This window comes from Streptomyces sp. SudanB52_2052, assembly GCF_964272415.1.
Lineage (GTDB): Bacteria > Actinomycetota > Actinomycetes > Streptomycetales > Streptomycetaceae > Streptomyces > Streptomyces olindensis.
Genome location: NZ_OZ186796.1, coordinates 8,995,816 through 9,020,631, shown reverse-complemented (window position 1 = coordinate 9,020,631; position 24,816 = coordinate 8,995,816). Strand labels below are relative to the sequence as shown.

Genomic DNA, 24,816 nt, shown 5'->3' with positions numbered 1-24,816 from the left:
CCGGTACCCCCCATAAACGCGGTCTCCCTCGCGCGCGGCGGGAGCTGTTTCGTGGGACGCGCACCACGTTCCCGATCCGCTGCGGAGACGACGTATGACCATGCGAGGAGGAACCCTCCACGCACCTGCCCACAGCCGCGCCGGTGACGGCGAGCGGCCGCCCACCCGGCTTCCGCTGGTCGTCCACGTCCTGGCCCTGGGCACGTTCCTGATGGGGACGACGGAGTTCGTGGTGGCGGGTCTGCTGCCGGAGATCGCGCAGGACGTCCAGGTCGGTGTCGGCCGGGCCGGACTGCTGATCACCGTGTTCGCGGTCGGGATGATCGTCGGGGCGCCGCTGATGGCGATGCTGACGCTGCGGCTGCCGCGGCGGCTGACGCTGGTCCTCGCCCTGGGCGTCTTCGCCGCGGGGCACCTCGTCGTCGCGCTCGGCTCCGGCTTCGCGCTGCTGCTGGCGGCCCGGTTCCTGACGGCGCTGGCGACCGGGGCGTTCTGGGCGGTGGCCAATGTGGTGGCCGCCCGGGCCGCCGGTCCCGCGGCGAGTTCGCGTGCTCTGGGCGTCGTGGGCGCCGGGGCGATGCTCGCCAACGTCGTCGGTGTGCCGCTGGGTGCTTTCGCCGGGCAGCTCATGGGCTGGCGGGGACCGTTCTGGGCGCTCGCCGTCCTCGGAGCGGCCGCCATGGTGCTCATCGCCCGGCATGTGCCGCGCGACGCCGACGGCGACCAGGCGGTGTCGCTCCGCTCCGAGCTGTCCGCACTGCGCTCGAAGCGGCTGTGGCTGGTCCTCGCGGCCTGCACGACCACCACGGGTGGAGTGCTGTCGACGTACGCCTACGTCGCGCCGCTGCTGACCGGAGAGACCGGGCTGGCCGCCGGACTCGTGCCACTGGTCCTGGTCGGGTTCGGGGCCGGTGCCCTGGCGGGCTTCCTCCTGGGCGGCCGCCTCGGGGACCACCGCCCGTACCTGACGACGATCCTGGCCCCCGCGGTGACCACCGTCCTGCTGCTGGCGATCTTCCTGCTGGCCGGCCACGCCGCACCCACGGTGACGATGATCACCCTGCTCGGGCTGTTCGGGCTCGGCGTCAACCCGGTACTCATCTCCCTCGGAGTCCGTTTCGCGGGCGAAGCACCCACCCTGGGGTCCGCGCTGACCGTGTCGGGCTTCAACCTGGGCACCGCCGTCGGCTCCTGGATCGCCGGACTGGCCATCGATTCCTCCCTGGGGGCCACGGGCCCCGCCGCCGTCGGCACGGTCATCGCGGCGCTGACCCTGATCCCCGCCGTCACCATCGCGCTCGTCCAGCGCCGCCGTCCCGGGCCGTCCCCCGCCCGGGCCGCGAATGAATCCGCCGGGACGAGCTGAAGAACGCACCGGCGCCACGGGCGCCACAGCACAGAAACAAGGAGACAGAACCCATGCGCGGAGTAGTGATGCACAAGGCCGGCGACGTCCGGGTGGAGGAGCGCGAGGATCCGAGGATCGTCGAGCCCACCGACGCGATCGTGAAGCTGACCGCGACCTGCATCTGCGGTTCCGACCTGTGGCCCTACCGCGGGATCGAGCCCGCCGACCACACGCTCATGGGCCACGAGTACGTGGGTGTGGTCGAGGAGGTCGGCTCCGAGGTGACGACCGTCAAGCCCGGGGACTTCGTGGTCGGATCGTTCGTCATCTCCGACAACACCTGCGAGATCTGCCGGGCCGGGTTCCAGTCGAAGTGCGTGCACGCCGAGTTCGTCCACGCGGGGATCGGGACCCAGGCGGAGAAGGCCCGTATCCCGCTGGCCGACGGCACCCTGGTCGCCACCCCCGGGCAGCCCGACCCGGAGCTGATCCCCGCCCTGCTGGCCGCCTCCGACGTGCTCGGCACCGGTTGGTACGCCACCGTCGCCGCCGAGGCCGGACCGGGCAAGACCGTCGCCGTCGTCGGGGACGGTGCCGTCGGTCTGATGTCCGTCCTGGCCGCCAGGCAGCTCGGCGCGGAGCGCGTCATCGCCATGTCCCGCCACCCCGAGCGGCAGAAGCTGGCGCGCTACTACGGCGCCACCGACATCGTCGAGGAGCGCGGTGACGAGGGCGTCGCGAAGATCAAGGAGCTGACGAACGGCCTCGGCGCGCACTCGGTGATCGAGGCGGTCGGCACGCAGGAGTCCTTCATGCAGGCCGTCGGCGCCACCCGCGGCGGCGGGCACCTCGGCTACGTGGGCGTGAACCACGACGTGAGCATCCCCGGCATCGAGCTGTTCTTCGCCGGCATCCACACCCTCGGCGGCCCCGCGCCCGTACGGCGGTTCCTGCCCGAGCTGATCCGGCTCATCTGGGAGCGCGAGATCGACCCCGGCAAGGTCTTCGACCTCACCCTGCCCCTGGAGCAGGCAGCCGAGGGGTACAGGGCGATGGACGAACGCCGCGCCACCAAGGTGCTCCTGACCCTCTGAGATGTGCGCGTGCGGCCACCGGCTCGGGCTCGTGACGGCTCAGCCGGTGCCCGCCCGCATGTCCGTCCGCTCTTGCCGGCGCCTGCGTTGCAGGACCGGGTCCGGGACGGGCGCGGCCGCCACCAGGCGCCGGGTGTACGCGTGCCGGGGCCGCTCGCACACCTCGGCGCTGGGGCCCTCCTCGACGATGCGTCCCCGCTGGAGCACCAGGGTGCGCGCCGCGAACTCCTTGACGACGGCCAGGTCGTGGGTGATGAACAGGTACGCGCAGCCGAACGTCCTCTGCAACTCGGCGAGGAGGTCCAGGGCGGCGGCCTGGGTGGTGACGTCGAGGGCGCTGGTCGGCTCGTCGCAGATGACGACCCGGGGCCGGCGGGCCACCGCCCGGGCGATGGCGATGCGCTGGCGCTGGCCGCCGCTGAACTGGGCCGGGTAGCGGCCGGCGGCGTCCTCCGGCAGGCCGACCCGGCGGAGCAGGTCGGCGATGTGCTCGTGGACCTCCGCGCGGGAGAGGGTGGAGCCGCTCGTGAGCAGGGGCTCGGCGAGGGTCCGGCCCACGGGCAGCGCCGGGTTCAGCGACCCGTAGGGGTTCTGGAAGATGGCCTGGAGGTCGGAGGACAGGAGCCTGCGGGCCCGGCCGGTGAGGCGGGTGATGTCCCGCCCGGCGAGCAGCACGCGTCCGCCGCTGACCGGGGTCAGCCCCAGCACCGCCTTGCCGATGGTGGTCTTCCCCGAGCCGGACTCGCCCACGAGTGCGACCGTCTCGGCTTCGCCGACGTCGAACGACACGTCCTCGATGACGGTGGTCGGGGGCCGGCGGAAGCCGCGGGACGGGTAACGGACCGCGAGGCCGTCGAGTCGGAGTACGGGTGTCCCGGTCACGCGATCCTGCCCTCCGTGGGAGCGATGCTGGGGGTGCTTGCGATGAGTTGCCTCGTGTAGGGGTGGCGGGGCCGGTAGAAGATGTCCTCGACCGGGCCTTCCTCCACGATCCGGCCCTGTTCCATCACGAGGGCGCGGTCGCAGCTGTCCGCCACCACGCCCAGGTCGTGGGTGATCAGGATGATCGCCATGCCGTGCTCGTCGCGCAGTGACCGCAGCAGATCCAGGATGCCCGCCTGCACGGTCACGTCCAGTGCCGTGGTGGGTTCGTCGGCGATCAGCACCTTCGGTGAGCCGGCCAGCGCCATGGCGATGACGACGCGCTGGAGCATGCCGCCGGACAGCTCGTGCGGGTGCCTGCGCGCGACGCCGTCCGGATCGCGCAGGTGGACGCTGGTGAGCAGGTCCCGGACGCGTTGCCGGACGGCTTCCTTCCCTCCAGGCACGGCGCCGGTGCGGCGGACGACCTCCGACAGCTGGGAGCCGATGGTGAAGTACGGGTCGAGGGCCACCATGGGTTCCTGCGACACCAGGGCGATCTCGCTGCCGCGGATGCCCTGCAACTCCCGCTCCGGCAGGCCGCTGATACGGGTGCCGGCCAGCCAGGCCGAGCCGCTCGTCACGGCTCCGTTGGGTGGGAGGAGTCCGAGCAGGGACAGGCCCGTCACTGTCTTTCCGCTGCCGGATTCGCCCACGAGACCGAAGATCTCACCGGGGCGGACCGAGAAGCTGATGGAGTCGACGACGGTGCGTGGCCCTTGCGCGGTGGCGAAGGCGATCGAGTAGTCGCGCACGGCGAGGACTGCTCCGTCCGGCGGTGCGTCCGACGGCTTGTTCGCGTCCTGGAGGACCGTTGCGGGAACCGGCCGCCGCAACCGGCCACCGGTGGCCTGCCGCCGGTCCTGTTCGAGGTCGCGCAGGCCGTCGCCGACCAGCCCGAAGGACAGGGACATGAGGCCGATCACGCCACCGGAGACGAACAGCAGGTAGGGGTCCTGCTGCATGATCTGCGCGGCCTCTCCGACCATGCCGCCCCAACTCGGTGCGGGCGCCGGAGTGGCCAGGCCGAGGAACCCGAGGCCGGTCTGGATGGCGAGGGCGTTGCCCGAGAAGAGGAAGACCGGGACCAGCAACTGCCCTGTCAGTCGGGGGAGGATGTGCCGTGCCATGATCCGGGCCGGGCCGAGCCCGGACACCCTGGCGGCGTCCACGAACAGTTCCTCGCGCAGCGCGATGCAGGAGCTGCGGATGATCCGGGCGAGGCCCGCGGAGGCGAAGAAGCCGATCGTGAGCATGGCGGCGGCGTTGCTCTGGTGGAAGATCGCGAGGACGGCCAGCGTGATGATGACCGCCGGAACCGAGAGCATGACGTCCAGCACGGCGACGATGACCCGGTCGGTCCAGCCCCGCAGATAGCCGGCGAGCATGCCCAGCGACATGCCGAAGAAGGCGTAGACGAGTACGGCGAGACCCACCCCGATCAGGGTCGGCCGTCCGCCGTACAGCAGCCGGCTCAGCACGTCGCGGCCGAGGACGTCGGTGCCCAGAGGATGGTTCGCCGACGGACCGGACAGCGTGTGGAGCAGGTCCTGCGCCAGCGGCGGGTGCGGTGCCAGGAGCGGGGCGAGGATCACGGCGACGCTGATCCCGACGACCACGACGAACGCCGCGGCGGGGACGGGACGGCGCCATATCCCGGCGAAGGGGTTGGTCCTCGGCCGCGATCGCGCCTTCGGGGGCGCCTCGACAGTGGTCATTCCGCACGTACCTTCGGGTTGAGGAGGCTGTAGAGGACGTCGACGAGAAGGTTCACCACGATGACCATGACCGTGAAGGTGATGGTGAGGCCCTGGACGACCGGCAGATCGTGCTGGTTGGTCGCGTCCACGACCGTGGTGCCCAGACCGGGCAACGTGAAGACGTTCTCGATGAGGATCGTGCCGGGGATGAACGTGATCATCATGAGGCCGATCGTGGTCACCACCGGCAGTCCGCAGCCCCGCAGTGCGTGCTTCCAGACGATCGACGAGGGCCGGATGCCGGAGGCCCGCAGCGTTCTGATGTGGTCGAGGCCGAGGGTGGACATCATCGCGTCGCGCGTGACCTTGGAGATGAAGGCGACTCCGCCGATCGAGAGGGAGACCACCGGCAGGACGAGGCCGGCCGCCCACTGCCCCGGCGACTCGGCGAACGGGGTGTACCCGGTGGCGGGGAAGAAGCCGAACTTGACGGCGAACACGGCGACGAGCATCAGTGCGATCCAGAAGTTGGGCACCGCGCTGCCCAGCAGGGACAGGATGTCGAACAGCCGGCGGCTGAACCGGCCGCGCGTCGCGCTGTACACGCCGAGCACGACACCGACCAGGCTCGCGAGCAGGGTCCCCCCGATCACCAACGCCAGGGTGACCGGCAGGCGTTGCCCGATCAGCCCCAGCACGGATTCGCCGCTGAACAGCGAGCTGCCGAGGTCACCTTGAAGGAGGTCGCGGAGGTACAGCCAGTACTGCACGGCGACCGGCTGGTCGAGATGCATGGCGGCCCTCAGCGCGTCGTACTGTTCCTGCGTCGCGTTGATGCCGAGCACTGTTCGTGCCGGATCTCCCGGCACGAACGACTCCAGGACGAAGGTGATCGCCGAGACGATCAGGAGGAGCGGGACGGACAGTGCCAGCCTGCGGAGAATGATGGGAAACATCGGCCCTCGTCAGCGGGTGGTCCACAGGGTGTTGGAGGTCAGCTGAGCGCCGCCCTCCGGGAACTGCACCCCGCGCAACTTGTTGTTGTACATGGCGATCGTGTCGGAACCGGACACCGGCAGGGCGAGCGCCTTCCGCACGATGACATCGGTGAGATCCTTCGCCGCCGCCCCGCTGGACTTCGGGTCCGCCGCGGCGAGCCGGGCGTACGCGGCGTCGACGTCCGGGTCGGCCACGCCGAAGACGTTCATGATGCCCGTCTTGGTGAATCCCGCCTGCTGGGCGTAGAAGTTGGCCTCGCCACCCGTGCCGGGCGAGAGCACGGTGGCCGCGTACTTCTTGGTCAGCAGGTCGTTGATCCAGCCGCCGAAGTTGGTGGCGGCCCTCAGCTTCAGCTTGACGCCGACCTTGGCGAGCTGGTCCTGCACGGCCTGGAGCATCTTGGTCGTCGAGGGGTCGAACGACCCGTAGTTCACCGGGATGGTCAGCCCCTTCCCGTAGCCCGCCGCCTTCAGCAGCTTCTTGGCCTGGTCCGGGTCGTAGGGGTACATCTTCTCGGCTTCGGGGCTGTAGCCGTCGTAGCCGGGCATCTGCGGCTGCGAGATGGGGGTGCCGTAGTCTCCGTAGACCGCCTTCGTGATCGCGGAGCGATCGACGGCGAAGTTCAGCGCCTGCCGGACACGCTCATCACCCAGTCCCTTGACGACGGTGCCCTCACGGTCCAGGAGGAACAGGCCGGCCCAGGTGGTGGGCTTCTTGAGCGTGGTGAGCGACTTGTCGCCCTTGATGGTCGGCGCCACGTCCGGCGTGCCGTACATGAGGTCGATCTGGCCGGACTTCAGGGCCTGCACCTGCGAGTTGACGTTCGGCATCACGCGCACGGTGATCTTCTTGAAGTGGATGGCGGACTGGTCGTAGAAGTTCTTGTTCGGGACGTAGACGTAGTGGTCGCCGGAGACCGACTGCTGGGCGCTGTACACGTACGGTCCGGCGCCGAAGGTCGCGGAGGCGAGCTTCTTCGGGGCCTTGAGCCCGGCCGGGCTGATGATGGCGCCGCCCATGTACGGGGGCGTGAAGAGGGTGCCCATGTCGGGGTTCGGTGTCGGGCTGCTGACCACCACGGTCGAGCTGTCCGGCGTGGAGAAGGTCAGGGGACGGAAGTTGGGGACGGAGGGTCCGCTGCCCTTCTGGAAGTACTTGAAGGAGTTGACGACGTCGGTTGCGGTGATCGGCGTGCCGTCGGCGAACTTCGCGCCCTTGCGCAGGTGGAGCCTGAACTTGGTGTTCTTCTTGCCGACGTAGCCCCACTTGTCGGCGAGCCCGGCTCCCAGGGTGCCGTCGGCCTTGCGGGTCAGCAGTGTCGCGTAGGCGGGGTCCATGTAGTTCAGGAAGGGCCCGACAGCGACGTGTGCGGGGTCCAGGCTGTTGGGCGCCGAGGACAGGGCGATGGTCAGGGTGGCCGATCCGGCGCCGCCGGTGCCGTTGCCCTGCCCACCGCCGCAGGCGGCGAGCGCGAGCGCTGCCACCACGCCGAGCGAGGCTTGGAGGACGGTGCTTCTCTTCATCGAGGTCTCCGTGAGGTCGGGAGGGCCGGGGAGGGAGGAGCTGGGAAGGGTGTGCGGGGAGAACGGGCGATACGACATGGGTCGCGATCGAGCTGTCGAGGTGGGCGAGCCGGGCGGCGGCGTGGTCCGGGGGCCGCCACGGATGAGCGGAGCCAGGAGAATCCGCCGCGGTCGAGCTGTGGAATCCCGGCGCGAAAGCTGCTGGAGATGACGTCGACGCAGAGGTGTCGGCTCCAGCGCGCGTCACTCCGAGTGAGCCCTCGCGGGTTACTTACACCTTTAAGCGAGTGGTCCGTAAACTAACTGTGTCGCCCTCGTTGCGCAAGAGGTTCGCGGAAGACGGTCCCGGTGACAGCGCCGCGCGGGGCACTAGGTGTGCGGAGGTGGCCGGTTGACTGCCGCGACGGCGGAACCGGTCAGGCGGACACCCGGACGAGGACCAGCAGCGGGTCCTCGATGGGATCGGCGGAGACCCGCGCCCCGTCGAGGGTGTCGACGATACGGCGGGCCAGGCCCCGCGCGATGGCCTCGGTGTCGCGGACGATCGTGGTGAGCGGCGGCCGGGCCAGCGCCGCGGCGCGAATGTCGTCGACGCCGATCACGGCGAGGTCCCGGGGGGCCCGCAGCCCCAGCCACCGCAGGGCGGCCAGAACCGCCATGGCGACATCGTCGTTGAACGCACAGACGCCCGTCACCGGCGGATCGGCGGCGAGCCATGCCTTCACCGCTTCGACGGCACCGTCCCGATCGACGGGGACGGTCCGGACATCCGGCTCCGGGAGGCCGAGTTCGGCGCACACCTTGCGCACGCCGTCCAGTCGCGGCCGGGCCAGGACACCGAGCCTCGCCAGGTCCGGGTAGGCGTAGCCGAGCCGGCGGTGCGCGCGGCCGAGGTAGCGGGCCTGCGCCGCTCCGATCGGCTCCTCCGGCACGAGGGGAGACCGGTGCCCGCTCCGCGCCGAGCCGTGCACTGCCATGACGACTTCGATTCCCGCCGCCCGCACGGCGTCGGCTTCGGCCTCCGGGAACGCGTCCAGCGCCAGAACCGCCGCGGGCGTCAAGGCTCTCCGGACCTCCAGCAGGGGCCGGGCGGGGTGAGCAGCCGAGTGCACGAGAAACGTCAGCTCGTGCTGGGCCAAGGCGTCGGTCAGTTGTTGGACGAGCCGACCGAGGACGTGCTCGATCGGCCAGTCGGGCAGCAGGCCGAGCACGATGTCGGAGCGCCCCCTGCGCAGCGAGCGCGCCGCGGCCGACGGCGCGTAGCCGAGCCGGGCGGCCGCTTCCCGCACCCGCTGCCGCGTAGCCTCCGGGATCTTCTGGTGAGCGGCGTCGTTGAGCACGTAGCTCACCGTCGCGCGGGAGACCTTGGCCTCGCGCGCGACATCCGCGCTGGTCACACGCCTGGGGCCGGACTTTCCTGTCATGCATCCCCTCCCTCTGCCAGGCCTCTTGCCAAAGCCCGTGGCTGCGGTTAGCTTTTCCGCTCAGCTTACCTACACGTTTAAGTGAAGCGATCGAGTGGTGCTGACCGAGGTGAGGCGCAACCGCAGCACGATGACCGCCGCACACGCCCGCACTCGACACATCCCGAAAGGCATCCGCGTGATCTGCCATCACGACTTCCGCTATACCGGCATGACACTGCGCTCCACGCTGCACATCCCCGAAGGCCCGACCGGAACCCGCCGGCCCACCGTGGTTTTCGTGCATGGCTTCAGCTCCAACCGGCTCGAACTGCCCAACTTCGTCGCCATGTCCCGGCTGCTGGAGGCCCACGGCATCGCCTCGGTCCGGTTCGACCTCTCCGGCCACGGCGAGAGCGACGGCGACTTCTTCGACGTGACCATCACCGGTGAGATCGCCGAAACCCGCGCGGTGCTCCGGGCAGTCCGGACCTTCGACTTCGTCGACCCCGACCGGATCGGCCTGGTGGGTATGAGCATGGGAGGTGTCGTCGCCGGCATCGTCGCCGCCGAGGAACCGGGGATAGGCGCCCTGTGCCTGTGGTCCCCGGCCGCGGTCGCCCCCTTCGAGATCGGCGGCGGACACCTCAAGGGCCGCAGCCTCGCGGCCGAGATCGAGCAGAAGGGGTACTTCGACGCCGACGGACACCGGATGAGTCCCGCGCTCGTGGAGGACATCGCCCGTCTCGACGTGTACGGGCGCTCCGCGCCCTACCGGGGCCCCGTCCACATCCTGCACGGCGACAAGGACGACATCGCTCCCCTCCCCTACGTACGCCGCTACCTGGACCACTACGACGGCAACGCGGAACTCGAGATCGTCGAGGGCGCGGACCACGCCTGGGGCACCGTCCCCCACCGCACCACGCTGCACCGGTCCACGCTGCGGTTCCTCGAAAGGCACCTGACGTCATGACGACGCCGAGCTCCGAGGCACTCCGCGCGGCGGACACCGCGACGACGGCCACCGGGCTGCGCACTGCGGACGACTCCGGTCTCGTGGCCACCCCGTATCCCGAGCCCCGTCTGTCGTGGTCGCTGGCAAGCGACCGGCCGGGCGTCCTGCAGCACGCCTACGAGATCCAGGTGGCGGCCGGCCGGTCCTTCACGGGCGCGGTCTCCAGCGGCGAGGTCGAGTCCGACGTGGTGACCGATCAGCCGTGGCCGGCCGCACCGCTGCGCAGCCGCGAGGTCCGGCACTGGCGGGTCCGGGTCCGCACCGATGTCGGGTGGACGGCATGGAGCAAGCCGGCCCGGGTGGAGGCGGCGCTGCTCGACGACATGGACTGGACGGCCCGTCCAGTCCATGTCCCCAGTGACCGTGGCCGTACCTCCCCCGGCCCGGTGCCGCTGCTCCGCCGGGAGTTCGACCTCCCGGCGGAGCCGGTGTCCGCCCGCCTGTACGTGACCTCGCTGGGCGTCCACCGCACGGCCGTCAACGGCCGGCCCGTCTCGGACGACCTTCTGGAACCGGGCTGGACCAGCTACCCGAACCGGCTCCTGTACGCCACCTACGACGTCACCGGCCTGCTCTCCCCCGGCCGCAACGCCCTGTCCGCAGCCGTCGGCGACGGCTGGTACCGAGGCCACCTCACCTGGCACAAGAACCGCGACGTCTACGGCGACACCTCGGCACTGCTCGCCCAGCTCGAGGTCACCCTGGCCGACGGCAGCACCGTCACGGTCGCCACCGACGACCAGTGGCGGGGCGGGTACGGCGATCTGTTCGCGGCGGACCTGTACGACGGCTGCGAACGGGACCTCCGCCACGAGCCCCACGGCTGGCGGCTGGCGGGCTTCGACGACCGTGCCTGGGAGCGGGCCGCCGCGTCGCCCCTGCCCGCCGGGCTGACGCAGCGGGCCCATCCGCCGGTACGTGTCGTGCAGGTCGTCCGGCCGGAGGTGCGCACCCTGCCCGACGGCACGATCGCCGTCGACGCGGGCGAGAACATCACCGGCTGGCTCCGCCTCCGTGCCGGCGGCCCGGCCGGCAGCACCCTCACCGTCCGGCACGCCGAGGTCCTCGACGGCGACGGCAGGCTGCTCACCAGCATCCTGCGCGGGGCACGCGCCACCGACCGGTACACCCTGTCCGGCGGCGGGGCCGAACTGGAGCCGGAGTTCACCTTCCACGGTTTCCGGTACGCGGAGATCGAGGCGTCCCCGGGCGTCACGGTCGAGCGGGTCGAGGTCGCCGTCGTCGCCAGCGACCTGCGCCGGATCGGTGAGTTCCACTGCTCCGACGAGCGGGTGAACGCGTTGTACGCCAACGTCGTCCGCTCGCAGCGCGGCAACTTCCTCGCCGTTCCCACGGACTGCCCGCAACGCGACGAACGGCTCGGCTGGACCGGCGACATCATGGCCTTCGCCCCGACGGCCTGCGCCACGTTCGACAGCCGGTCCTTCCTCGACAGCTGGCTCACCGACCTGGCCATCGAGCAACGGGCGGACGGCGCGGTACCGCTGGTGATTCCCGACGTGGACCTCGGTGAACTGCCGCCGATGGAACTGCCGTTCGCCGGTACGGCGGCGGGCTGGGGCGACGCCGCCACCGTCGTGCCGACCGCCCTCTTCGAGGCCTACGGCCACCGCAGCCTGCTGGGCCGCCACTATCCCGCGATGCGTGCCTGGGTCGAGTTCACCGCCGATCGCCTGGACGAGGACGGGACCTGGAGCGGCAACGCGCAGCTCGGGGACTGGCTGGACCCGGCCGCCCCGCCGGAGGACCCGGCCCGCGCCACCACCGACTCCGCCTACGTCGCCACCGTCTTCGTCGCGCACAGCGCCCGGCTGCTCGCCGACGCCGCCCGGGAACTGGGCCACGCCGACGACGCCGACCGGTACGGGGAGCTGCACCGGCGTACCGCCGAGGCCGCCTGGCGGAAGTGGGGCGACCATGCCCGCACCACCCAGACCGGGTGCGCGCTCGCCCTGGAGTTCGGTGTCGTACCCGCCGCCGAACGCGTCGCGGTCGGTGAGGCGCTCGCCGCCCTGGTGCGCGCCCACGACGGGCGTATCGCCACCGGGTTCCTCGGCACCCCCTTCGTGCTGCCGGCCCTGACCGGAACCGGCCACCTGGCGGAGGCGTACCGCCTCCTGCTCAACACCGAGTGCCCGGGTTGGCTGTACCAGGTGGAGCGCGGGGCGACCACGATGTGGGAGCGGTGGGACGCGATCCGGCCCGACGGCAGCATCGACACCGAGAAGGCCGGGACGATGCTGTCGTTCAACCACTACGCCTACGGCGCCGTCGCCGCCTGGCTCTACCGGTCCGTCGCCGGACTGCGGGCCGCCGCGCCCGGCTATCGAGTCATCGAGATCGCTCCCCGACCCGGGTCGACGCTCACCTCGGCCCGCGCCGCGATCGCCACCCCGTACGGGACGGCGTCCGTCGCCTGGTCGGTCGACGGCGGCACGCTCACCGTGCACGCCGACCTGCCGCCCGGCACGACCGGGCGGTTCCTCCCGCCCGAGGGCTGGGAGTCCGCGCAGCCCCTGATGGACCTCGGGTCCGGACGTCACCGCCTGCGCCTGCACGCGTGACGGCCCCACGATCGCGGCCCGCTGTGCCCTGACACACAGCGGGCCGCTCTCTACTTGACGCCGATGTCGGCGAGTTGGAGGCGGTAGCGGGTCGACTCGTCGGAGGCCGGTCTGCCGAGTCTGGTCGCGCGCAGCCGCAGGTAGCGTCCGCTCGCGGCGGTGAGCGTGTAGGTCTGGGCGGCTCCGTCGGGGTTGCTCTGGCCGGTGACGGTCCGCACGGTGGTGTAGGAGGAGGCGCCGTCGGCGCGGGTCTGCAGCGTGAAGTCGACGGGGAAGCCCGCGGTTCCGCCGCCCGCCGCCGTCGTGTCGGTGCGCGGGTGGAGGGTGACGGTGCCGATCGCCCGGTCGGCGCCGAGGTCGACCTCGATCCACACCGGCGTGTCACGGACGTCGGCGGAGGGGAAGTCGATGCTCGTGAACCCCTTGGCGCCCGTCACGCTCGTGGTGGTGCCGTCCAGCACCCGGGTCTTGCCCCAGTCGCCGTTCTCCAGGGTGTAGTTGGCGGTGACGGTGGTCGCGGCGGTGGGGACGGTGAGTTCGGCGAGTTGGAGGCGGTACTTGGTGGCCTCGTCGGCCGCGGGGGCGCCGAGCCTGGTCACTTCGAGGCGCACATGGCGGGCGGTGGTGGTCCTGAATCCGTACGTCTGCACGCGTCCGTCGGGGTTCGGCTGGCCGGTGACGGTCCGCACGGTGGTGTACGTGGCGGAGCCGTCGCGGCGGGTGCGGATCGTGAAGTCGACCGGGAAGCCCGCGGTTCCGCCGCCCGCCGCCGGAGTGTCGGTCCGGGGGAAGAGGCGGACGGCGTCGAGGTCGGTGTCGGCCCCGAGGTCGATCTCCACCCAGACGGGGTTGGCGCCGATGTCGGCCGAGGTGAACTCGTTGCTGGTGCAGCCCTTCGCCCCGGCCACGCTGCGGAGCGTGCCGTCGGTGAGCCGGTTCCGGCCCCAGTCGGCGTTCTCCAGGCTGTTGTTGCCGGTGACCGGGCGGCCGAGGGCCAGGTCGTCGAGCCGGCCCGTGCCCGTCGCCGTGAACGTCCATGTGCCCGGCTGGACGGTGAAGTAGACGTACGCGGCGTCCTTGCCCGCCTGGCTGAGACCGCTGACGCCGCCGGTGCCGGAGCCGTCGGTGAAGACCGTGGTGCCGTTCGCCTTGATGACCGGCCGGGCGCCTCCGTAGGTGGGCACGCCCACCCGGGCGGTCGTCCCGCTCGGCGAGGTCAGCGTCAGGGTCACCTGGGTGCCGTCGCGCAGGATGCGGAAGCGGATGTCGCCCTTGGGGGTGGGCGTCACCGTGTCGATCCTGGTGAGGGTGCCTGTTCGAGGCACGGCCTCGTACGCCGTCCAGCCCGGCTCGGTGGGGCGGACCCCGGCCGCGTACGCGGACAGCGCGTACAGCGGGCCGCCGTTCCAGGCGTGGTTGTCGGTGCCGTCGGCCTTGGTCCACAGCTCCCACAGCGTGTGGCAGGCGGGGTCGGCGACCTGGGCGGCGAAGCGGTTGCGCATGCGCTCCTCGGCGACGGTGGCCGCGCCCATCAGATACAGCGCCTCCAGGACGTAGAACTCCATGTAGGGGCTGGCGTTGAGGTGGGTGCGCAGCACCTCGGTCACCGCCCGGTGGCGGGTGGCGGTGGCCAGCCCGGCGACCACGGCCAGGGCGTTGGCGCGGTCGTCGGTGTCCCGGGTGTAGCCGGGTGAGCGGTACTCGCTCCGGGAGGCGTCCCACAGCACGCGGTCGAAGTTGGCCTTGATGCTGTCGCGCCGGGACTGCCATCCGGCCACGTCCGCGGTGTTGCCGCTGAGGTCGGCGAGCTTCACGGCGGTGTCCAGGGCCAGGTAGTACCAGCAGTTGTCCAGGACGCGGGCGTCGATGTTGGCGCCCCAGTCCTCCCAGTCCCAGTCGCCGGCGCGGTGGTTGACCAGGCCGTCGGCGTCCAGGCTCCACAGGTTCAGGTACCGCTTCACCGCCGGGTAGGCGACAGTGACGGCGCTCGCGTCACCGGTGTAGAGGTAGTACGTCCAGAACGACCACACGGAGGCGAGCATCTGCACGGGCAGTTCGGCGGTCCAGATGGTCGTCGGGACCGGCGAGTACAGCGCTCCGCCGTCCTTCTGCCAGGCGGCGAGCTGGGCGATGGCCTTCTTGCCGAGGGCGTGGGAGCGGGTGTCGAAGGTGTAGAAGCCTTCTTTGAGCTGGTTGACCACGTCGCCCCACCACTGGGCGCGTTCGCGGGTGGGGCAGTCCATGTAGTTGTCCCGCATGTTGACGTACATGGTGCGGGCGGCCTTGGTCCACAGCGTGTCCAGGAAGGCGTCGCTGCTGCTGAAAGAGCCGGCGAAGTCGGTGTCGTAGCCGGACTCGCGGTACTTCAGCTCCAGGATGTCCACGCCGGCCGGGATGGTGTACCGCACGGCGGTGCCGCTCATCCAGGCGAGCGGCTCGAACTCCTGGACGCCGCCCGCGCAGACATAGGTGGCGCGCACGTTGTACTGCGTGCCCGGCTCGATGCCCACCAGTCCCGCGCCGTCGTCGTAGTGATCGGTCTGGATGCCGATCACCGCACCGGCCGGGGCGTCGACCTTCAGGAACGGGGTCACCTGGATGTTGGACGGCAGGGTGGCCGAGATCGCGGTGGCGCCCTGTCCCGAGGACGGCAGCGACGCGGCGTTGGTGTAGGACTTCAGACCGGAGTAGCGGAACAGCGGGATCGGCCGCTCGACGAGGGCGTTCCAGGGCGCGGCGCCCGCCGCTCCGTAGTCGGTCGGCGCCGTCCAGCCGCTGTCGTCGAAGCCGGGCGACCGCCAGCCCGCCATGACGGCGGCGGCCCGGGCGTCGTAGTGGATGTTGGACTCGGGCAGCCGGAAGTTGACCTGCGTGCCGCTGGTGTTGTTCGAGTAGCCCGGGTGGACGGTGTGCTTCCACCCGGTGTCGCTGACCAGCCGGGTGGTCGTCGAGCCGGTCTGGAGGTCGGCCTGGAACAGCAGCCCGCCCTTGCCGCTGCTGTGGTGCGAGAAGCCCTGCTTGCCGAAGTGCCACACCAGCAGCGCCACCGTGTTGCCGCCGCTCCTCAGGTACGGGGCGAGGTCGAGCTCGTCGTAGTACGTGTCCGTGCGGTTCGGGCCGCGCTTGAGCCCGCCGTCGAAGACCACCAGCGTGCCGTTCACCCACAGCCAGTACTTCGAGTCCACCGCGATCCGCGTCACGGCCTGGGAAGGGGCGGTCGGGAGGGTGAAGGATCTGCGGAAGGCCACCCACTGGTTCGTCGAAGTGGAGGGCGCCCAGATCCACTTCGCGGTCCAGGAGACCGCGGCGGACGCCGTCGGTGCGAGGCGGGGAAGAACCAGGGAGCCGAGGGTCGGGGCAAGGGCGACGGCCACGGCGGAGCGCAGGGTGGATCGGCGGGAGACGTTCTGCATCGAGGGGACCTTCCGGGGGTGCTGCGGGGAGCGGAGCCTGCTCGTGCGGACGGGCGGTTTTGAATCGTTTCAATCCCGTACTTGCGGCGCGATCCTGGACCCTCCGCCGGACCGTGTCAATGACTCGCGCGCGAAACGGGCAACGTTGCCCACGACAGGTCTCCGTGACGGTCACGGCGAAGCGGAGCACGGGCCGGGGCCGGCGCCGCCGGGACTACGAACTGGTCGACTGGCCCTTCGCGCCCCTGTGGCCGCTGGAGACGGCCCTGGTCGGCGTACGGGTGCAGGGCAAGGGCGGCTCCGTCCTCCGAGTGGAGCGCGGGTTCTGAGGTGACCGCCGGGTTCCTGGCCCCCGATCAGTGGCGCGCCCGCTTCGTCGGCTCGGTGTCCGAGGAGCCGCATCTCCTGCGCGCCACGTTCCACGTGCCCCGTCCGGTCCGCCGCGCCCTGCTGCACTCCACCGCGTTCGGCGCCTACGACCTCCGCCTCAACGGCGCCCCGGTCGACGACGCCGAGCTCAAACCGGGCTGGAGCAGTTACCAGTGGCGCGTCCTCCTCGACGTCGCCGACGTCACCGCGCTCCTCCGCCCCGGCCGCAACGCCCTCGGCATCACCCTGACCGGCGGCTGGTACACCGAGCGCTACGGGTTCCGCGACTCCGCCGAGCGCTTCTACCAAGGGCCCCCGGCCGCCGCCGCGCAACTCACTGGAGTACGAGGACGGCGGCGTGGCAACGGTGCTCACCGACGAGCGGTGGCGCTGGGCGCGGGGGCCGGTCGTGTCGGCCGGCCTCTACCAGGGCGAGACCTACGACGCCCGCCTGGCCGTCTCCGGGGACAAGGCTCCGCTGCCGGTCCTCGCGGCGGTGGAGAAGGCCCTCGCGGACCTCCCGGCCCACGACCGGTGACCCGCGGGCGGTCGGCTCCTGGGTGCCCCCTCCCCCGGGTGCCCGAGCCAAGATCGATTGTCAGTGGTGGGTGAGAAGGTGGGAACACCTAGCCGGAACGAGGGGGAGCTGTGACCGGAACCCAGAACTACATCAACCACGTCGCGCTCGTGCTGGACGCCAGCTCGTCCATGTCGCACCTGAGCGGCAAGGTGGTCGAAGTCGCCGACCAGCAGATCGCCTATCTCGCCCGCCGTTCGAGGGAGTTGGACCAGGAAACGCGCGTCACGGTGTACGTCTTCGCCGACAGGGTGGAGTGCGTCATCTACGACAAGGACGTGCTGCGCATGCCGTCGCTGAAGCAGCTGTACCGGCCCGGTGGCATGACGGCCCTGCTGGCCGCCGCGCTGAAGTCGCAGCGGGAACTGGCCCAGACGGCCCAACTGTACGGCGACCACAGCTTCTTGACGTTCGTGCTGACCGACGGACAGGAGAACGCGAGCCATCGCTGCGAGGACTCCCCCAGCCGGGAGCCGCGTGAACTGGTCAAGGCCGTGGCCGAGATGATGGCGACCCAGCAGGACAACTGGACACTGGCCGTCCTGGTGCCCGACCAGATGGGCAAGCGCGAGGCCATGCAGTGCGGCTTCCCCAAGGACAACATCGCCATATGGGACGCCACCAGCACTCAGGGTCTGGAGGAGGCCGGGCAGGTCATCCGGCAGGCCACCGAGAACTTCATGGTGGGCCGCGCCCAGGGCATCCGGGGATCGCGGGCGGTGTTCTCCACCGGCGCGGACGCGGTCAACGAGGACACCATCAAGGCGGCCGGCCTCACGCCGGTCGAGCCCTCGAAGTACCAGCTGATCCCGGTGGCTCGTGACGCGGGGATCCGGGAGTGGGTCATCGAATGCGGGCACCCTTACCGCACCGGCGCGGCGTTCTACCAGTTGAGCAAGTCCGAGAAGATCCAGGCGCAGAAGCAGATCGCGGTGCTGGAGAAGAAGACGGACCGCGTGTACACGGGGCCCGCGGCCCGATCCCTGCTGGGCCTGCCGAACACGGAAGTGCGTGTCAAGCCGGACCACAACGACGACTTCACCATCTTCGTGCAGAGCACCAGCGTCAACCGGAAGCTCGTGTCGCACACGCGGCTGTTGCTCATGCTCTGACACCTCGTGGATCCGGGAGGGCCAAAGGCTTCGCCGTCACCGGCCCTCACCGGCGACGGACGTCACCAGGCGTCCTCCGCAGCGGCCTCGGACGGTGCCGCGAGACCCGGCTCGGGCCGGCCGGCCGGGGTGAAGAAGCGCTCGACGTCGGCGTCGGTGACCTCGGCGAGCGTCTTCGGCGACCAGCGCGGCCTGCGGTCCTTGTCGACGACCTGGGCGCGGATGCCCTCGACCAGGTCGGGTGTGCCGAGGGCGGCGCAGGAGACGCGGTACTCCTGGTCCAGGACGCGGTCCAGCGAGCCGAGTGCCCGGGCCCGGCGCAGCGACGCCAGGGTGACTTTGAGGGCGGTCGGTGACTTGGCGAGCAGGGTCTCCGCGGCCTCCTTGGTGGCGGGGTCGCCGTGCGCGAGCAGCCGGTGCACGATCTCCTCGACGGTGTCCGCGGCGTAGCAGGCGTCGATCCAGTCGCGCTGGTCGGCCAGGACACCCCGCGGTGGTGTCCGCACCACGCCGGCCAGCGCCTCGTTCACGGGCAGTTCGGCCAGGGAATCGAGGAGACGCTCCAGCGAGGCCGACGGCACGTAGTGATCGGCGAGACCGCACAGCAGCGCGTCGGCGGCGCCGGTCTGAGCGCCGGTCAGGGCGAGGTGGGTGCCCAGCTCGCCGGGTGCCCGGGCGAGCAGATGGGTGCCGCCGACGTCCGGTACGAACCCGATGCCGGTCTCCGGCATGGCGACCCGGGACCGCTCGGTGACGACGCGGACGCTGCCGTGTGCCGAGACACCGACACCGCCGCCCATCACGATGCCGTCCATCACGGCGAGGTACGGCTTGGGGTAGCGGGCGATCCGGGCGTTCAGGCGGTACTCGTCGCGCCAGAACGCCCGGGAGGCCGAGCCGTCGCCGTCGCGGGCGTCGTCGTGGATGGCGCGGATGTCACCGCCCGCACACAGGCCGCGCTCGCCCGCGCCGGTGATGACCACGGTCTCCACGGCCGGGTCGCGTTCCCACGCGCTCAGCGCCTCGTCGATGCGGCGGACCATGGTGTGGGTGAGGGCGTTGAGGGCCCGCGGCCGGTTGAGCGTGATGCGGGCGGCGCGTCCGGTGGTGTGGAAGAGGACGGGGTCCTCGGCTCCGCTCATCGGGACGCCTCCCCCAGGTCGTGGGCCGGGATGGTGCGCATGCGTGCAGCTTCCTTCCGTTTCCGGTGAGGGACACCGCGTCCGCCACCGCCGGCGACGAACCGTCTCGCCACCCGGCCCCTACGGTGCCTGATGACCTGCCCGGACGACCCGGCGGGGTCGGTCACGGCACGCGGTGGTCATGGCACGGTGTGGTGGGTCACGGCAGGAGCTCGACGTACCCGTCGCCGCCGTGGACGCGGATGCGCTGCCCGTCCCGGATCAGGCGGGTGGCCCGATCCACGCCGACCACGGCCGGCAGGCCGTACTCGCGGGCGATCACCGCGCCGTGGGTCATCAGGCCGCCCACCTCCGTCACGAGACCGGCGATGCCGACGAACAGGGGCGACCAACTGGGGTCCGTGTAGGCCGTGACCAGGATGTCGCCCGCCTGGAGATCGGCCTGCGCCATGTCGAGGACGACGCGGGCCCTGCCCTCGACGGTCCCGGCGGAGACCGCCAGACCGATCAGGGCACCGTCCGGCGCGTCGTCCCGCCGGTACGCCCCGTTGAGGGCCTCGCCGTCCGAGGTGAGCACGCGGGGCGGGGTGAGGGCCTGGTACGTCCGGAACGCGTCCTCGCGCTGCCGGACGATCCGGTCGTCCACCTGCTGCGAGCGCACCGCCTCGTGGAACTCCTGGAAGGTGAGGTAGAAGACGTCATCCCGCTCGGCGAGCACGCCGGCCCGGACGAGCCGCTCGGCCTCCTCCAGCAGGGCCTGCTTGTAGACGAAGTAGCGGCTGACGATGCCGTACTTCGGGTACTCCCGGTACCCGATGAACGTGCGGACCCGGTCGATCATCCGCTTGGCCTCGTCGGCCTTCCGGTCACCGTCCGGCAGGGCCCGCAGGCGTGACAGCACGTCCTGCTCCTTCTGCTGCGCCTCCCGCAGACCTTGCTCGAAGCGCCGCCGGGCCGCGCCCGGTTCGAAGTTCCTGACGTTGTCGAGAATCGCCGGCACGAGCGTGCTGGGGCGCTCGCTCCAACGGGGCCTGGTGATGTCGATCTCGCCGGCGCAGCGCATGCCGTACCGGTCGAGGTAGGCCTCGATCGCGTCGCGCGCTTCGGTCCCGCCGGGGAGTTTCGGCAGCTCGTCCAGGAAGTTCTCGTCGTCGACGCCCTGCAGGAAGGCCACCACCCGCGGGTGCGGGCGGATGGCGTCCGCGACGTCGAGCAGTTCCAGTCCCATCTCCGACGTGATGTTGCCGGGGGCGGACAGTGTGAGCGTGTCGGCCGCGTTCTTCTCCCCCAGCCACTCCCGCAGCTTGTCGTTGAGCCACCACGTGGCCTCCATCCCGGCCATGATGACCTGCATGCTCAGCGGATCACCGAGGACCCGCTTGTGCTCCGCGAAGGCCTCCAGGAGGAAGTCGAACAGCGCCGGTCCGCTCTTCGTCCGGATGTCGCGCCGCAGGGTGGCGACGGAGGCCTCGCTGCGCTCGACCAGCTCGGTGACGAGGGCCGGATCGGTCTCGACGGGGGTGGAGTCACCGCCGGGCGGCGGCCCGCCGGGAGCCGGCTCCGGGGGCGACAGGACGATGTCGCCCCGGTCGAGGAGGGTTTCCAGCGCGTCCCTGACCAGCGGGTCGCCCCTCCCCATGACCTCCAGGAGGCCGTCGCGGGTCGCGGGCGAGGCCAGGCGCCGGGTGACGTCGACGAACAGCCTCCCGCCGGCCTCGTGCATCGGTGCCATGGCCGTCAGGCGCCACATGGAGAGCCCCAGGGGCTTCATGGCGTCGGTCATCATCTGCTGGTGACCGACGGAGACGTAGACGTGGTCCTCCTCGTCACCGGCCTCGGGGACGGGGAACAGGGTCGTGATCGGCCGGCTCTGGACGATCCGGAAGTCGTCGCCGACCAGGCACCACTCGATGTCCTGCGGGCGGCCGAAGTGCGCCTCGATCCGCCGCCCGAGCCGCACGAGCCGCACGGCCTGCGCATCCGTCAGCGCCGGCTGCTCCTGCCGCTCCGCGTCGATCGTCACCTCCTGCGTACCGCCGCCCGGCAGGGCGTGCACGGCGCGTTGTTTGGCGGCGATGGTCCTGGCGACGACCTCGCCGTCGCGCACCGTGAAGACGTCCGGGTTGACCAGGCCGGAGACCAGGGCCTCGCCGAGGCCGAAGCCGGCGTCCACGGTGGCGGTCTTCCGGTTGCCCGTGACGGGGTCGGCCGTGAACAGGATGCCGGCCGCCCGCGGGAAGACCATCCGCTGCACGACGACGGCCATGTGGACCGTGCGGTGGTCGATGCCGTTGCGCCGCCGGTAGGTCACGGCCCGCTCGGTGAACAGCGAGGCCCAGCACCGGCTGATGTGCCGCAGGACCGACGGCGTTCCCATGACGTTGAGGTAGGTGTCCTGCTGGCCGGCGAACGAGGCCGTCGGCAGGTCCTCCGCCGTCGCGCTGGAGCGGACGGCGTAGGCGGCGTCCTCACCGAGCGGCGCGAGTGCGCCGGTGATCGACGCCGCGATGTCGTCCGGGACGGCGGCCTCTTCGATGGTGCGGCGGATCCGCGCGCTGAGCGTGCGGATCGCCTCCCGGTCGTCCGGGTCCACGCGCGACAGCCGGTCGAGTGCGTCGTCGAGCGAGGGCACCTGGGCCATGGTGCGCCGGAAGGCGTCCGTCGTCACGCAGAAGCCCTCCGGCACGCGGACGCCCTCGATCCGTGACAGCACACCCAGGTGCGCGCCCTTGCCGCCCGCGACCGCGACCTGCGTCTGGTCGATCTCTCGTAGGTCCAGCACGTACTGCTCGTTCACGGCCGCACCTCCGCGGCGGCTGTGCTCCGGTACGACAACAACTCACGCATGGGGTGCCCCGTTTCAGCAGGTCCTGGTCTCGGCCGACGATTCTGCGCCGTGCCCCGGGCCTTGCCGCAAGCCCCCCGGTGCGCTATACCTTGAGACAGGCAAGGAGATCTCTCTCCTTGCCTTCGCTGTTTTCGGGGCACGGTGAAGACGGTGCGGGGTGGTCAGGACGGCCACCCTCCCTGCGCGGCGGTCGACTTGGCGAACTCGGCGAAGGTCCGCGGTGGGCGTCCGAGGGCGCGCCACACGCCGTCGGAGACGTACGCGTCCCTGCCTTCCCGGAGTGGCTCGATGACGTCCGCGAAGGCCCGGGCGTCCGCGGGCGCCCATCCCTGCCGGACCAGTTCCGCCACGTAGGCCTCGACCGAGAGCGGTACGTAGCGGATGGCACGGCCGGTGGCCTCGGAGATCGTGGCGACGGCCTCGGCCATCGTCACCGCCCGGGGGCCGGACACCTCATAGGTCTCGCCCGCGTGCCGGCCGTCGGTGAGCGCGGCGACCACCACCGCGGCGATGTCCTCGGCGTCGACGAAGCTCGCAGCCCCGTCACCCGCGGGCAGCCGCAGCTCACCGGCGCGGACGGCGTCGGCGAAGAAGCCCTCGCTGAAGTTCTGCGCGAACCAGCCCGGCCTGCTGATCGTCCACTCCAGACCGCTCTCGCGCACGGCGGCCTCACTGTCGCGGATGCCCGTCAGGACGCCGCCGCTGTCCTTCGCGTAGTGCGGATCGTCGATGCCGCGTCCCGAGGCCAGGACGATCCGCCGCACCCCGTGCCGCACGGCTCGCTCGACGAACGGGCGCACGAGCTTCGTGCCGTCCAACTGGACGATGTACACGGACCGCACCCCTTCCAGGGCGGCGTCCCAGGTGCGGCGGTCCCTCCAGTCGAAGACGTGCTCGCCGTTCCGGGAAGCCGCGCGGACCGGCAGTCCCCTGTCCCGCAGGTGACAGACCACACGGCGCCCGGACTTGCCGGACGCCCCCGTGACGAGAATCGGATGTTCAGACATGGCTCCAGTCAAGCGGGCGACATCGAGACGATCCATGCCTCACAAGCTCTCTTCGATGTCCGGGCGTCTACAGTGAGGGCATGGACGCCGTGTCGCAGTTGCTGGGTGAAGTCCGGGCGCGCGGCGCCGTCTTCCGGCAGACGATCATGCGGCCGCCGTGGGCTCTGCGCATGGCCAGTGGCGCTCCCCTGACGCTGGCCTTGATGCTGCGCGGCCGGGCCTGGATCGTTCCGGACGAGCACGAGCCGGTGCCCGTCGGCGTCGGAGACATCGCGGTCGTCCGTGGCGACGCGCCCTACACGGTGGCGGACGACCCCGCGAGCACCCCCTCGGCGGTGGTGACCGGCGCCGACTACTGTCCGGGGGCCGAGGGTGTCGAGCCTGCCGCCGGGCCCGCCCGGACGTGCGGAACACCGGCCGACGGAGCCCCCGTGCTCCTCAGCGGGGCTTTCGAGAGACGGGGGGAACTCAGCGACCGGCTGGTGCGGGTCCTGCCTCCCGTGCTGGTGGTGCCGGGCGAGAACAGCCCTTACGCGCCGGTGGAGTTGGTGGCTCAGGAGATCGCCCGGGAGCGGCCCGGCCGGCAGCTCGTGCTCGACCGGCTGCTGGATCTGATGCTGGTCTCCGCGCTGCGCGGCTGGTTCGACGATCCGGATGCCGGTGCCCCGGCCTGGTGCAGCGCGCTGGACGACCCGGTCGTCGGCGCGGCGCTGCGGTCGCTGCACGCCGCGCCCGACCGTCCGTGGACGGTCGCGGACCTGGCCGCCGAGGTGGGAGTGTCGCGGGCCGCGCTCGCCCGGCGGTTCACCGCGCTGGTCGGCGAACCGCCCATGGCCTACCTCACGAGCTGGCGCATCGCCCTGGCCGCGGACCTGCTGCGGCAGAGTGACCTCACGGTGGGCACGATCGCGAGGAAAGTGGGTTACGCCAACGCGTTCGCGCTGAGCGTGGCGTTCAAGAGGCTGCGCGGCACGCGGCCCAGCGACTTCCGCGCCGCCGAGCCGGGGCCGCCGGCCGGATGAGGACCGCCCTCGGGCCGCCCTCCCGGCCGGGCGGATCAGGAGCGGACGTTCGCCCGGACCGCCTCCTCGATGGGCGTCGAGCCCGCATCGAGTTCGAGGATCTGCCGGCCGATCCGGGGCTCGTGGAGCAGCTCGGCGAGGGTGGCGGCCACGTCCTCACGGGTGATCTCGCCGTGGAACTCCGCCGGCCCGAGGGACACGGCGCCGGTTCCCGGACCGTCGAGAAGGAGTGACGGACGCAGGATCAGCCAGTTCAGGTCGCTGCGGCTGACCGCGATGTCGGCGCGCTTCTTGACGGCGAAGTAGTACTCGACCTCTTCGCCGAGGTCGCGTTCCCGCCAGGACTCGGGGAGCACCGACACCAGCACGAAGCGCTCCACGCCTGCCAGGCGTGCCGCGTTCATGGCCTTGACGACCCCGTCGCCGTCGACGGCTTTCGTGACCTCCTTGCTGCCGCCGTTCGATCCGGCGCTGAAGACGATCACGTCGATGTCGCGGAAGGCCGCTGCCAGGTCTTCCTCGATCATGGTGGAGAGATCACCGACGTGTGCGTGCACGCCGTGCGTCGCGAGTTCGGCCTGCTGCTCCTCCCGGCGGACGAGCCCGTGGACGGCGTCTCCTCGCGCTCGCAGTCTCCGCGCGAGCAGACCACCGATGCCTCCGGTGATGCCGATGATGAAGACGTCCACGGTGGATACTCCGTTCTCTCGACTGGACGCTCCGGCTCCGTGGCCG

17 protein-coding genes and 1 pseudogene are annotated in these 24,816 nt (G+C 71.2%); 8 read left to right on the top strand and 10 right to left on the bottom strand.

Translation table 11 applies throughout. From position 1 onward, the window contains the following. The first annotated feature begins 94 nt into the window (after positions 1–94). Both ACSUPV_RS40650 and ACSUPV_RS40645 read left to right on the top strand, forming a co-directional pair. Entirely contained in the window at positions 95–1,366 is a 1,272-nt protein-coding gene (locus ACSUPV_RS40650) for an MFS transporter (protein ID WP_382617721.1), read from the top strand. A 53-nt stretch (positions 1,367–1,419) separates the two neighbouring features. Beyond that, positions 1,420–2,442: a zinc-dependent alcohol dehydrogenase family protein gene (locus tag ACSUPV_RS40645; RefSeq protein WP_382617718.1), complete on the top strand. Its 1,023-nt coding sequence runs from the start codon at positions 1,420–1,422 to the stop codon at positions 2,440–2,442. A gap of 39 nt (positions 2,443–2,481) precedes the next feature. Here the strand turns inward: ACSUPV_RS40645 and ACSUPV_RS40640 are convergent, their stop codons facing one another. The 5 genes from ACSUPV_RS40640 to ACSUPV_RS40620 form a co-directional block, all read right to left on the bottom strand. Beyond that, positions 2,482–3,324, bottom strand: coding sequence for an ABC transporter ATP-binding protein (locus tag ACSUPV_RS40640; RefSeq protein WP_382617716.1), 843 nt, complete (start codon positions 3,322–3,324; stop codon positions 2,482–2,484). Further along, entirely contained in the window at positions 3,321–5,081 is a 1,761-nt protein-coding gene (locus ACSUPV_RS40635) for a dipeptide/oligopeptide/nickel ABC transporter permease/ATP-binding protein (protein WP_436949794.1), read from the bottom strand. The genes ACSUPV_RS40640 and ACSUPV_RS40635 overlap by 4 nt, the downstream gene beginning before the upstream one ends. Further along, entirely contained in the window at positions 5,078–6,019 is a 942-nt protein-coding gene (locus tag ACSUPV_RS40630) for an ABC transporter permease (RefSeq protein ID WP_359789583.1), read from the bottom strand. Before ACSUPV_RS40630 ends, ACSUPV_RS40635 begins: the two co-directional genes overlap by 4 nt. A 9-nt stretch (positions 6,020–6,028) precedes the next feature. Next, the gene (locus ACSUPV_RS40625; protein WP_436949793.1) at positions 6,029–7,585 is read right to left on the bottom strand and encodes an ABC transporter substrate-binding protein; all 1,557 of its coding nucleotides are present in this window, start codon (positions 7,583–7,585) and stop codon (positions 6,029–6,031) included. A gap of 416 nt (positions 7,586–8,001) precedes the next feature. Further along, positions 8,002–9,009: a LacI family DNA-binding transcriptional regulator gene (locus ACSUPV_RS40620; protein ID WP_436949792.1), complete on the bottom strand. Its 1,008-nt coding sequence runs from the start codon at positions 9,007–9,009 to the stop codon at positions 8,002–8,004. 130 nt (positions 9,010–9,139) lie between these two features. On the opposite strand from ACSUPV_RS40620, the gene ACSUPV_RS40615 reads away from it, so the two are divergent. Next, on the top strand, positions 9,140–9,964 hold the full coding sequence (locus ACSUPV_RS40615) for an alpha/beta hydrolase (protein WP_436949791.1): 825 nt from the start codon (positions 9,140–9,142) through the stop codon (positions 9,962–9,964). Continuing rightward, positions 9,961–12,591, top strand: a complete 2,631-nt coding sequence (locus tag ACSUPV_RS40610; protein WP_436949789.1) for a family 78 glycoside hydrolase catalytic domain — start codon at positions 9,961–9,963, stop codon at positions 12,589–12,591. The genes ACSUPV_RS40615 and ACSUPV_RS40610 overlap by 4 nt, the downstream gene beginning before the upstream one ends. Positions 12,592–12,641: 50 nt before the next feature. On the opposite strand, the gene ACSUPV_RS40605 is transcribed toward ACSUPV_RS40610, so the two are convergent. Beyond that, positions 12,642–16,004: a galactose-binding domain-containing protein gene (locus ACSUPV_RS40605; RefSeq protein ID WP_436949788.1), complete on the bottom strand. Its 3,363-nt coding sequence runs from the start codon at positions 16,002–16,004 to the stop codon at positions 12,642–12,644. 164 nt (positions 16,005–16,168) lie between these two features. Here ACSUPV_RS40605 and ACSUPV_RS40600 point away from each other — a divergent pair, with 164 nt between their 5' ends. From ACSUPV_RS40600 to ACSUPV_RS40590, 3 genes and pseudogenes are all read left to right on the top strand, one after another. After that, positions 16,169–16,333, top strand: coding sequence for a hypothetical protein (locus tag ACSUPV_RS40600; protein ID WP_436949787.1), 165 nt, complete (start codon positions 16,169–16,171; stop codon positions 16,331–16,333). Between the two features lies 1 nt (position 16,334). Then, positions 16,335–16,911, top strand: a pseudogene (locus tag ACSUPV_RS40595) (alpha-L-rhamnosidase N-terminal domain-containing protein). Between the two features lie 110 nt (positions 16,912–17,021). Next, a complete protein-coding gene (locus tag ACSUPV_RS40590; protein ID WP_031116205.1) occupies positions 17,022–18,062 on the top strand; it encodes a vWA domain-containing protein in 1,041 nt (346 codons plus the stop codon). Positions 18,063–18,124: 62 nt separating this feature from the next. On the opposite strand, the gene ACSUPV_RS40585 is transcribed toward ACSUPV_RS40590, so the two are convergent. The 3 genes from ACSUPV_RS40585 to ACSUPV_RS40575 form a co-directional block, all read right to left on the bottom strand. After that, positions 18,125–19,204, bottom strand: coding sequence for an enoyl-CoA hydratase/isomerase family protein (locus tag ACSUPV_RS40585; protein WP_436949786.1), 1,080 nt, complete (start codon positions 19,202–19,204; stop codon positions 18,125–18,127). Positions 19,205–19,403: 199 nt separating this feature from the next. Further along, positions 19,404–22,001: a rifamycin-inactivating phosphotransferase gene (gene rph, locus ACSUPV_RS40580; RefSeq protein WP_436949784.1), complete on the bottom strand. Its 2,598-nt coding sequence runs from the start codon at positions 21,999–22,001 to the stop codon at positions 19,404–19,406. Between the two features lie 212 nt (positions 22,002–22,213). Further along, positions 22,214–23,059, bottom strand: a complete 846-nt coding sequence (locus ACSUPV_RS40575; RefSeq protein ID WP_436949783.1) for an NAD(P)H-binding protein — start codon at positions 23,057–23,059, stop codon at positions 22,214–22,216. A gap of 80 nt (positions 23,060–23,139) precedes the next feature. On the opposite strand from ACSUPV_RS40575, the gene ACSUPV_RS40570 reads away from it, so the two are divergent. Next, entirely contained in the window at positions 23,140–24,081 is a 942-nt protein-coding gene (locus tag ACSUPV_RS40570; RefSeq protein ID WP_382617143.1) for an AraC family transcriptional regulator, read from the top strand. 35 nt (positions 24,082–24,116) lie between these two features. Here the strand turns inward: ACSUPV_RS40570 and ACSUPV_RS40565 are convergent, their stop codons facing one another. Next, positions 24,117–24,770: an NAD(P)H-binding protein gene (locus ACSUPV_RS40565; protein ID WP_436949782.1), complete on the bottom strand. Its 654-nt coding sequence runs from the start codon at positions 24,768–24,770 to the stop codon at positions 24,117–24,119. Between the last annotated feature and the right edge of the window lie 46 nt (positions 24,771–24,816).

Coding starts and splice junctions, on each gene's coding strand:
- ACSUPV_RS40650 (WP_382617721.1), top strand. CDS start 95: ATGACCATGCGAGGAGGAACCCTCCACGCACCTGCCCACAGCCGCGCC.
- ACSUPV_RS40645 (WP_382617718.1), top strand. CDS start 1,420: ATGCGCGGAGTAGTGATGCACAAGGCCGGCGACGTCCGGGTGGAGGAG.
- ACSUPV_RS40635 (WP_436949794.1), bottom strand. CDS start 5,081: ATGACCACTGTCGAGGCGCCCCCGAAGGCGCGATCGCGGCCGAGGACC.
- ACSUPV_RS40630 (WP_359789583.1), bottom strand. CDS start 6,019: ATGTTTCCCATCATTCTCCGCAGGCTGGCACTGTCCGTCCCGCTCCTC.
- ACSUPV_RS40625 (WP_436949793.1), bottom strand. CDS start 7,585: ATGAAGAGAAGCACCGTCCTCCAAGCCTCGCTCGGCGTGGTGGCAGCG.
- ACSUPV_RS40620 (WP_436949792.1), bottom strand. CDS start 9,009: ATGACAGGAAAGTCCGGCCCCAGGCGTGTGACCAGCGCGGATGTCGCG.
- ACSUPV_RS40615 (WP_436949791.1), top strand. CDS start 9,140: ATGACCGCCGCACACGCCCGCACTCGACACATCCCGAAAGGCATCCGC.
- ACSUPV_RS40610 (WP_436949789.1), top strand. CDS start 9,961: ATGACGACGCCGAGCTCCGAGGCACTCCGCGCGGCGGACACCGCGACG.
- ACSUPV_RS40605 (WP_436949788.1), bottom strand. CDS start 16,004: ATGCAGAACGTCTCCCGCCGATCCACCCTGCGCTCCGCCGTGGCCGTC.
- ACSUPV_RS40585 (WP_436949786.1), bottom strand. CDS start 19,204: ATGAGCGGAGCCGAGGACCCCGTCCTCTTCCACACCACCGGACGCGCC.
- ACSUPV_RS40575 (WP_436949783.1), bottom strand. CDS start 23,059: ATGTCTGAACATCCGATTCTCGTCACGGGGGCGTCCGGCAAGTCCGGG.
- ACSUPV_RS40570 (WP_382617143.1), top strand. CDS start 23,140: ATGGACGCCGTGTCGCAGTTGCTGGGTGAAGTCCGGGCGCGCGGCGCC.